Source organism: Streptomyces sp. AcH 505 (genome assembly GCF_000818175.1).
Classification (GTDB): Bacteria; Actinomycetota; Actinomycetes; order Streptomycetales; family Streptomycetaceae; genus Streptomyces.
The window spans coordinates 6,822,021-6,831,143 of the sequence record NZ_JTIY01000001.1 but is presented as its reverse complement, the minus strand read 5'-3'; the positions used below and the strand labels follow the sequence as shown (position 1 = coordinate 6,831,143).

Annotated in this window: 11 protein-coding genes; 8 read left to right on the top strand and 3 right to left on the bottom strand. The window is 70.8% G+C overall.

The window, feature by feature from the left end:
- Positions 1–604: SDR family oxidoreductase (locus HY68_RS29885; protein WP_041994774.1), on the top strand; the 604-nt coding region annotated here is incomplete at its 5' end.
- A gap of 81 nt (positions 605–685) precedes the next feature.
- On the top strand, positions 686–1,213 hold the full coding sequence (gene msrA / locus HY68_RS29880) for a peptide-methionine (S)-S-oxide reductase MsrA (protein WP_041994771.1): 528 nt from the start codon (positions 686–688) through the stop codon (positions 1,211–1,213).
- An 82-nt stretch (positions 1,214–1,295) separates the two neighbouring features.
- On the opposite strand, the gene HY68_RS29875 is transcribed toward msrA, so the two are convergent.
- Positions 1,296–1,973, bottom strand: a complete 678-nt coding sequence (locus tag HY68_RS29875; protein WP_041994768.1) for an enoyl-CoA hydratase/isomerase family protein — start codon at positions 1,971–1,973, stop codon at positions 1,296–1,298.
- A 185-nt stretch (positions 1,974–2,158) separates the two neighbouring features.
- Between HY68_RS29875 and HY68_RS29870 the strand changes: the two genes are divergently transcribed.
- Both HY68_RS29870 and HY68_RS29865 read left to right on the top strand, forming a co-directional pair.
- Positions 2,159–2,929: a hypothetical protein gene (locus HY68_RS29870; protein WP_041994765.1), complete on the top strand. Its 771-nt coding sequence runs from the start codon at positions 2,159–2,161 to the stop codon at positions 2,927–2,929.
- Between the two features lie 140 nt (positions 2,930–3,069).
- Complete coding sequence (locus HY68_RS29865) at positions 3,070–3,510, top strand: ATP-binding protein (RefSeq protein WP_041997595.1); 441 nt, start codon at positions 3,070–3,072, stop codon at positions 3,508–3,510.
- 52 nt (positions 3,511–3,562) lie between these two features.
- Here the strand turns inward: HY68_RS29865 and HY68_RS29860 are convergent, their stop codons facing one another.
- Complete coding sequence (locus HY68_RS29860) at positions 3,563–4,054, bottom strand: peptidylprolyl isomerase (protein ID WP_041994761.1); 492 nt, start codon at positions 4,052–4,054, stop codon at positions 3,563–3,565.
- Positions 4,055–4,216: 162 nt separating this feature from the next.
- Here HY68_RS29860 and HY68_RS29855 point away from each other — a divergent pair, with 162 nt between their 5' ends.
- Genes HY68_RS29855 through HY68_RS29845 form a run of 3 tightly spaced genes read left to right on the top strand, consistent with a single transcriptional unit; the run spans position 4,217 to position 7,438 of the window.
- Positions 4,217–4,675: an SRPBCC family protein gene (locus HY68_RS29855; protein ID WP_041994759.1), complete on the top strand. Its 459-nt coding sequence runs from the start codon at positions 4,217–4,219 to the stop codon at positions 4,673–4,675.
- The gene (locus HY68_RS29850) at positions 4,668–6,314 is read left to right on the top strand and encodes an NAD(P)/FAD-dependent oxidoreductase (RefSeq protein ID WP_041994756.1); all 1,647 of its coding nucleotides are present in this window, start codon (positions 4,668–4,670) and stop codon (positions 6,312–6,314) included. Before HY68_RS29855 ends, HY68_RS29850 begins: the two co-directional genes overlap by 8 nt.
- 17 nt (positions 6,315–6,331) lie before the next feature.
- Positions 6,332–7,438, top strand: a complete 1,107-nt coding sequence (locus HY68_RS29845) for a PP2C family protein-serine/threonine phosphatase (RefSeq protein ID WP_241778714.1) — start codon at positions 6,332–6,334, stop codon at positions 7,436–7,438.
- On the opposite strand, the gene ribA is transcribed toward HY68_RS29845, so the two are convergent.
- Positions 7,425–8,105 (bottom strand): GTP cyclohydrolase II, encoded by a 681-nt coding sequence (gene ribA, locus HY68_RS29840; protein ID WP_041994753.1) that lies wholly within the window; start codon positions 8,103–8,105, stop codon positions 7,425–7,427. The two genes, HY68_RS29845 and ribA, sit on opposite strands and share 14 nt — an antisense overlap.
- A gap of 144 nt (positions 8,106–8,249) precedes the next feature.
- On the opposite strand from ribA, the gene HY68_RS29835 reads away from it, so the two are divergent.
- Positions 8,250–9,020 carry a creatininase family protein gene (locus HY68_RS29835; RefSeq protein WP_041994750.1) on the top strand — a complete coding sequence of 257 codons (771 nt, stop codon included), beginning with the start codon at positions 8,250–8,252 and terminating at the stop codon, positions 9,018–9,020.
- The last annotated feature ends 103 nt before the right edge of the window (positions 9,021–9,123 follow it).

The window sequence follows — 9,123 nt, the reverse complement described above, 5'->3', positions numbered from 1 at the left end:
GCTGGCCGCCCGTATCGCCGCCGAGGGCGGTGAGGCCGCCCACACCGTCACGGACGTGACGCGCCGCGCCGATCTGGCGGCTCTCGTCGCACTGGCCCGCGAACGGTACGGGAAACTCGACGTACTCGTCAGCAACGCCGGCATCGGGCCGGTCTCCGCCCTGGACGACCTGCGTGTCGACGACTGGGACGCGATGATCGACGTCAATGTCAGGGGCGTCCTGCACGGCATCGCCGCCGCGCTGCCGGTCTTCCGCGGCCAGGGCTTCGGGCAGTTCGTGCACACCGCGTCCACGGCCGCGTACCGCACGGTGCCGAACCAGGCCGTCTATTCGGCCACGAAGGTCGCGGTCCGGGCGATCTCCGACGGGCTGCGCCAGGAGGCGGGTCCCGATGTGCGGGTGTCGGTCGTCTCCCCCGGCTTCGTCAGGACGGACTTCACGAATTCCGTGCCCGACCCCGAGGTACGCGCCCAGCTGGCCGCCTCGAAGGAGGCGTTCGCCATCCCGCCGGACGCGATCGCGCGCGCCGTCGCCTTCGCCGTCGAGCAGCCCGCCGACGTCGATGTGAACGAGATCGTCGTCCGTCCCACGGCGCAGGGGTGACCGCCTCCGGCTACGTGCCGGATCGGCGATACTGGAGGGTGCGCCGGACGCTGTCCGACGCTTGAGGTAAGGAGAGACGACATGACGGATTCGACCGAGCGCGCGGTTCTCGCCGGCGGGTGCTTCTGGGGCATGGAAGACCTGATCCGCAAGTACCCCGGCGTTGTCTCCACCCGGGTCGGTTACACCGGTGGCGATGTGCCGAACGCGACCTACCGCAACCACGGGACGCACGCCGAGGCGATCGAGATCATCTTCGATCCGGCCCTGACGTCCTACCGCACCCTGCTGGAGTTCTTCTTCCAGATCCACGACCCGACGACGCTCAACCGCCAGGGCGGCGACATCGGGACGAGTTACCGGTCCGGCATCTACTACACGAACGACGAGCAGAAGCGGGTGGCCGAGGACACCATCGCCGATGTGAACGCGTCCGGGCTCTGGCCGGGGCAGGTGGTGACCGAGGTCGCCCCCGTCGGTGACTTCTGGGAGGCCGAGCCGGAGCACCAGGACTATCTGGAGAAGTACCCGGAGGGCTACACCTGCCACTTCGTCCGGCCCAACTGGAAGCTGCCGAGCCGCAAGGACGCGAGCGCCGCTTCCCACTGAGCCAGGGGCTTCCCGTTGAGCCAGGGGCCGGCGCCCGGGGGCCGGGGGCCGTGCCCGACGGCCCCTCGGCGCGGCCCGGCGCTCAGCCGAGGCTGAGGGGCGTTTCCTTGTCCCGCAGCGCGGCGACGACGGGCGCGTACATACGGTTCTTGATCGTCCCGAGCGTGCGGCCGTCCTTGGCGGTCTGGCTCCGGGCGATCTCGACGGCCGCCGCGCGTACGGCGTCCTCGTCCGCCGTACGGTCGACGATCCCCGCGGCGAGCGCGTCGCCGCCGCCGTAGCGGCGGCCGGTGACCATGGACTCGTGCGCCGTCTGCGGGGTCAGCCGGGCCTGGATGAGTGCGGACATGCCGACGCTGAACGGGATGTTGATGTCCGCCTCGGGCAGGCACCAGTAGCCCCGGTCGGCGCGCATCACCCGGAAGTCGTGGGCGAGCGAGAGCATCGCGCCGGCGGCGAAGGTGTGTCCCTGCAGGGCCGCCACGGTCACCATCGGCAGGGTCAGCAGCCGGACGAACAGTTCCTGTACGTCGGTGACGTACTCGCCGGCCTGTTCGCCGTGCGCGAGCAGCCAGTCGAGGTCCAGGCCGTTGGAGAAGAACTTGCCGGTGGCCGCCGTCACCAGGGCGCGCGGTCCGTCCGCCTTCTCCACCTGGTCCAGGAGGGCGTTGACCTCGGTGAGCCAGTCCGGGTGGAAGCGGTTCTCGGTGTCTCCGAGATCCAGTACGAAGACATCGTCCACACGGTCGAGAGTGGGCATGACTACTCCTTCGAAGTGTGCCGGGCGAGTTGGGCCGGCGGGCCGACACGATCGACCCTACCCGACGGTAACTATGCGGTGGGGCTGACCGTCGGACTCCGTTTTGAGTAGCGGTACTCATGCCCCGTCCGCGCCGTACCGCCAGGGTGAGGGCCGGGGTATCGACCGGTGAACTGGGGGACGGCATGGGGAAGTTCTTGGGCGCGCTGCTGGTGGTCGCACTGACCGCCGGGGCGCTGGCCGCGGCGTACGCGGCCGGCGCCCCGCTGCCGGCACTGCTCACCGCCGGGGCGGGCGCGCTGTGTCTGCTGTGGCTGCTCGTGCTGCTGACCGTCCCGTGGAACCTGTACTTCCGGGCACATGCGGTGCTTGCCGAGATCGGGGTGAGCCGCGAGAAGGGCCTGGAGATCTCGCCCGAGCGCGACGCCGAGGCCGCCCGGATCGCGCGGCTGATGCTGCGGGCCGCCGTGGCGGGACATGTGCTGACGGCCGGTGTCGTCGTCGCGGTCACGGCGGCGACCGGCGGGGCGACGGGCTACTGGTTCGCCGGCTTCTGCCTGTTGAGCACGGTCTTCCGGCCCGCCGGCGCCTACTTCGGCCAACTGCGCGGGCGGCTGCGCACGCTGCTGACGGACGTCACGTATCCCCGCGACGACGTGCTGGAACTGCGCAAGCAGGTCGGGCGGACGGAGAGCGGGATGAAGGTCCTGGAGGACAAGGCCGAGGAGCAGTACCTCGCGCTCGCCGAACTGCGGCGCTCCGTCGATGCGTTGGGTGCCTCCGTATACGCGCGCGCCGACGAGGCCGACCGGAAGATCGTGCTGCTGGGGCGGGAGTTCGAGGCCACGGTGAACCGGCTGACGGACAACGAGGAGATCATCACCGGCATCAAGGCCTTTCTGCGCCTGCTGCGGGCGGGCGACGCCGTTCACACGGCCACCGACACCGGCGGCTGAACGGCGAGCGCCGCGATCAGGGCGCTGCGGGTTTCCGCTCGGTGATACCCGCGCCCGGCCGGCCGACTCGCCCCGTTATCCGGGGGTAGACGACGAACCGGTGCAGCGGATCGAGGAGGAGCACGGTGGGCGACATGTCGATGAAGGCAGTGGGGTGGGCGCAGTCCTTCCCCATCTCGGGAGGGGTGCAGGCGGGCCGTAACTGGGCGCGCGCGCACCTCGACTCGCTGCCGTGGACCGCGGAAGCGCCCGACACGGTGGACGACGTGCTGCTCACCGTCTCGGAGCTGATCACGAACGCGCATGTGCACGCACGGAGCACCGCGCAGCTGATCCTGGCCTGGGACAACACCTGTCTGCATGTGAGCGTGCACGACTCGGGTGACGCGGTGCCCGCGCCCCGGTCGTCCGAGGAGCTGGCCACGTCGGGGCGGGGGCTCACCATCATCGACGCGCTCGCCGACAGCTGGGAGACGCACGCGCAGAGCGACGGCAAAACCGTCACGGCCTGCTTCTCCCCGCCGGGATATCCGGCACCGCACGCCCAGGACGGCTTCGGCCGGTCCGCCGACACTGCCTAGACAGGGTCCGCGGCCGGGCGGTCCGCCCCGGGCGGGGTGCGGTACGTACCGGTCAGACCGTGCCGGACGCGGTGATCGTGACCTTGGCCTTGGGGGCGCCCGAGCGGGTGCCGAGCGCCTCGATCTTGCGGATCAGGTCCTGGCCCTCGACGGCCTCGCCGAAGACGACGTGCTTGCCGTCCAGCCAGCTCGTCACCACGGTCGTGACGAAGAACTGCGAGCCGTTGGAGTCCGGGCCGCTGTTGGCCATCGACAGCAGGAACGGCCTGTCGTGCTTGAGCTGGAAGTTCTCGTCCGGGAACTTCTGCCCGTAGATGCTCTTGCCGCCGGTGCCGTTCCCTGCGGTGAAGTCGCCGCCCTGCAGCATGAACTCGGGGATGATCCGGTGGAAGGACGAGCCCGCGTAGCCGAATCCCTGCTCGCCCGTGGCCAACGCGCGGAAGTTCGCCGTCGTCTTCGGCACCACGTCGTCGAACAGCTGGAAGACGATCCGCCCGGAGGGCTCGTCGTTGATGCTGATGTCGAAATAAACATTGCTGGTCATGCTCGCAATCCTGCCATCCTGGGACAGCCGTTGACCGCGCAGGGTCGTTCACCGCGTGTCCGCGGCCCCCGCCGCCGGGCCGACAGGCCGGGAACCGGGTCCTGACCTACGCTGACTCGGGGGAGCCCTTTTCCGTTCCGGTCGACACACCCCGGAGGACCCATGGCTGTCCGGCACCAGTTGATCAAACGGCCTCCGGCCGATGTGTGGGCCGTGCTCGCGGACGGCTCGCGCTACGCGGACTGGGTGGTGGGCACCTACAAGTCCCACCCGGTGGACGACGCTTGGCCCGCGCTCGGCTCGAAGATCGAGTACCTGGTGCGGCTCGGCCCGTGGCAGGCGAGCGGCCACACCGTGGTACGCCGCCACGAACCGCCCCTGCGGCTCGAACTGGAAGCCTTCTCAGGGCCGCTCGGCACCGCCCGTATCGCCGTCGAGATCAACCCCTGGGGCGAGGACACCCTGGTGGTCGTGGACGAGCACCCGCTGACCGGCCCCGGCGGGTCCCTGCACAACGGCGCCGTCGACGCCCTGATCCAGCTCCGGCACCGCAGCATGCTGCGCCGCCTCGCCGATGTGGTCGAGGGGCTGCCCCGCGGCGCCAGGACAGCCCATGCCTGACGCGGTGGTGATCGGCGCGGGACCCAACGGGCTGGTGGCCGCCAATCTGCTGGCCGACGCGGGCTGGAGCGTGGAGGTCCTGGAGGCGCAGGAGGAGCCCGGCGGGGCGCTGCGCAGCGACCGGGGCGTGCATCCCGACTACATCAGCGACGTCTTCAGCGCCTTCTATCCGCTGGCCGCCGCCTCTCCGGTGATCGGCGCGCTCGCCCTGGAGGCGGAGGGACTGCGCTGGACCCACGCGCCCCGGGTGCTCGCGCATCCGCTGGCGGACGGCCGCTGCGCCGTACTGGACCGCGACCGCGAGTCGACGGCGGAAGGGCTTGAGGCGTTCGGCGCGGGCGACGGGCAGGCCTGGGAGCATCTGTGCCGTATCTGGGACCTGCTGGACGAACCCCTGCTGGAAGCCCTCTTCACACCGTTCCCGCCGGTGCGCGCCGCGGCGCGGCTGGCCGCCCGGCTGCGGGCGGGCGGCGGACTGCGGCTGGCCCGCACCATGGCGCTGCCGGTCCGGCGGCTCGGCGAGGAGGAGTTCACCGGCGAGGGCGGCAGACTGCTGCTGGCTGGCAACGCGCTGCACGCCGATCTCGCCCCGGAGGCGGCGGGCAGCGGCGGCTTCGGCTGGCTGATGTCGATGCTCGGCCAGACACATGGCTTTCCGGTGCCGGTCGGCGGTTCCGGCCGGCTGACCGACGCTCTGGTGCGCCGGCTGGAGCGGCTCGGCGGCGGTGTGCGCTGCGGTGAGCGGGTCACGGAGGTCGTCGTACGCGGTGGCCGCGCCGTGGGCGTACGGACCGCCGGCGGCGAGGGGATCGTGGCCCACAAGGCCGTCCTGGCGGATGTCGCGGCGCCGGACCTGTACACCCGGCTGGTCGACGCGGCGGAGCTGCCGGACCGGGTCTTCGACGACCTGCGCCGCTTCCAGTGGGACTTCGCGACCTTCAAGGTCGACTGGGCGCTGAGCGGTCCGATCCCCTGGACCGCCCCGCAGGCGGCGACGGCGGGGACGGTCCATCTGGCCGACGGGGTCGACGCGCTCACCCGGTTCGCCGCGCAGATCGCCATGGGGCAGGTGCCCGACGAGCCGTTCGCGCTGCTGGGGCAGATGACGACCGCCGACGCCTCCCGGTCACCGGCAGGTACGGAGTCGGCGTGGGCCTACACCCACGTGCCGCACCGGATCAAGGGCGACGCCGGGGAGGACGGGCTCACCGGCAGCTGGGACGAGCGGGAGCGTACGGCCATGGCCGACCGGATCGAGGCGCAGGTGGAGCGGTACGCGCCCGGTTTCCGCGACCGCGTCCTGGCCCGCAGGATCCTCGCGCCGCCCACCCTGGAATCGCTGGACGCCAATCTGCACGGTGGCGCGCTGAACGGCGGCACCACCAGCCTGCACCAGCAGCTGGTCTTCCGCCCCACGCCCGGCACCGGGCGGCCCGAGACCCCCGTTCGTGGTCTGTATCTCGCGTCCGCGAGCGCGCATCCCGGTGGCGGGGTGCACGGCGCGCCCGGCGCCAACGCGGCACGCGCCGCGCTGCGCACGCACCGGGCGGCAGGCGCGTTCTCGGCGGCGCAGCGTGCCCTCGCCCGGCGTGGCAGAAGCGGCGCGGCCGGTCCCGTACGACCAGGTGCGAAAAGGTAGATATGGATGCCCGTCGGTTGGATCATCTGCTGACGCGGAGTCCCGGCGGCGCACTCATGGTGATTCCGCTGGCACTGATCGTGGTGATCTCCGCCGTGGATGTGCGGTCGCCCGAATACGTCCACCTCGGTCCGCTGCTGGTCATCGCCCCCGCCCTGACCGCTTCCTTCGGCGGGCCGCTGCGTACCGCCATGGTGGGTGGCGCGGCCGTGGCGGCGCAGATCTTCATCGCCGTGTTCCACGGCGGTCTGACCACCGCCAACCATGTCGCGCAGATCATCGCCCTGGCGGTGCTGTCCGCGCTGGTCGTCTTCTTCTGTCATGTCCGGGAGCGGCGCGGCCAGGAGCTGACCAGGGTCAGATCGGTGGCCGAGACGGCTCAGCGGGTGCTGCTGCGCCCGCCGCCGGGGCGGGTCGGACCGCTGCGGGTGGCGTGGCGCTATCTGGCGGCCGAGGACGACACCCAGATCGGTGGTGACCTGTTCGCCGTCACCCGGGCGGGCGGGCGGAACAGCCGGGTGATCATCGGGGATGTGCGGGGCAAGGGCCTCGCGGCGATCGGCGAGGCGTCCGTCGTCCTGGGCGCCTTCCGGGAGGGCGCCCGGCGCTGCCCGGGCCTGCCGGAGCTGGTGGAGGTCATTGAGGAGAGCGTCTGCCAGGACCTGGAGGACGTCAGCGACACGACGGCCGACCCCGGGGAGCACTTCGTGACCGGCCTGCTGCTGCAGATCCCGGACGACGAAGGGCACGCGGAGATGATCAACTGCGGCCATCCCCCGCCGCTGCTGCTGCGCGACCGGCGCACGACGGTGCTGTACGCGGCCCGGCCCTCGCCACCGCTCGGGCTGTGCGGGCTGCCGGCGCCGGAGCATCACGGAGATGTGTTCGCCTTCGAGCGTGGCGACACGCTGCTGCTGTACACCGACGGCGTCATCGAGGCCCGCTCGCCGGAGGGCGAGTTCTATCCCCTGGCCGAGCGGGTGGCCTCGTTCCCCCCGTCAGGTCCTGAGGCGCTGCTGGAGCGGCTGCACCGCGACCTCGTCGCTCATACGGGCGGCCCGTTGGGCGACGACGCCGCGATGCTCGCCGTCGAACGCGCTTCCTCGGACGTCATACGCCCCTGACGACCGGTGCCTCCAGATGGGGCAGGTGATGGCCGAGGCGTTCGCGCTTGGTCCGCAGATATCTGATGTTCTCGTCGCTCGGGGGCATCAGCAGCGGGACCCGCTCGGCGACCTTGATGCCGTGCCGCAGCAGGGCCTGGCTCTTCCGGGGGTTGTTCGACATCAGCCGTACGGAACTCACGCCGAGGTCGTGCAGGATCCCGGCCGCCACTCCGTAGTCACGGGCGTCAGCGGGCAGTCCCAGGGCCAGATTCGCCTCGACCGTGTCCAGTCCGTCCGCCTGGAGCCGCATCGCCTGGAGTTTGGCCAACAGCCCTATGCCCCGGCCCTCGTGGCCCCGGAGATAGATGAGGACCCCCCGCCCCTCGTGTGCGATGGCGCCCAGCGCGGCGGCCAGTTGGTCCCCGCAGTCGCAATGTCTGGACCCGAAGGCGTCTCCGGTCAGACACTCCGAATGCAGACGGGTGAGCACCCCTTCCGCCGCTCCTTCGGGGTCCTCTCCCCCGACATCGCCGTACACCAGGGCCATTTGCTCATCCGCGCGACAGCTGTCCCGATAGCCGATTGCGAGAAAATCGCCGTGCACAGTGGCCAGTCGTACGTCCACCACCCGCTCGACAAGCGATGAACCAGCCCCGCCGTCGGACTTGCCAGCACTTTCCGTCATGACCAGATCGTATCCGCCAACTGCCCCGCGGTGAACGCGAAAGCAGAAACGGAACGGATCATTTCCGCGTAGCCTGATCTTGCGCGTGCCGGTCGAGTACCGCGGCGCGAAGTCACGTACCGCAGGGCGAAAGGGTGGCATGAGATGAGTGGGCCGGAAATACCGCGGACGGCCGCCGGGCCGCTGCCACGGGAGACCACCGTGGACGTAAGGGAACGCCGGCCCGATGTCGCCGTCCTGCCCATCGGCAGTTTCGAGCAACACGGCGCGTTCCTGCCGCTGGTGACCGATACGGTCGTCGCCTGCGCGATCGGCGGCGCGGTCGCAGCCGCTCATCCGGTGCTGCTGCTGCCGCCGCTGACGATCTCCTGCTCGCACGAGCACGAACACGCCGACTGGCCGGGCACCGTGAGCATTTCGGCCGCGACCCTGGGCGCCGTGGTACGGGATGTCGCCGACTCGCTCGGCAGAACCGGAATCGGAACTCTTATTCTCGTCAACGGACATGGCGGAAACTACGTCCTGCGCAACGTGGTCCAGGAATCCGCGACACACGGCACACGCATGGCCCTTTTTCCCAGCTCGGCCGACTGGGCCACCGCACGAGAGAGAGCCGATGTGCGGACATCGTCCAACAGCGATATGCACGCCGGTGAAGTGGAGACCTCCATCCTGCTGCACGAGCGTCCCGAACTGGTACGCCCCGGCTACGAGTCCGCCGATTTCCTCGCCGACGACCGGCGGCATTTGCTCACCCTCGGCATGCGGGGCTACACCGAGTCCGGTGTCATAGGCCGTCCTTCATTGGCTTCCGCGGCGAAGGGAAAGGAACTCCTCGCCGCACTCGTCGATTCCTTCGCCAGTTATTTTCCCCTGCCGGCGCCGGACGCGGCCCCCGGAAGGGAAACGTGGTGAGCGGAGTGCTCGACGAGGCCGCCGCCTGGGAGTTGCTGCGCGGCATCAGGTCCGAGGCCGGCGCCGAGGCCGCCGGACTGCGGCGCGGCACGGCCGGCGGGCC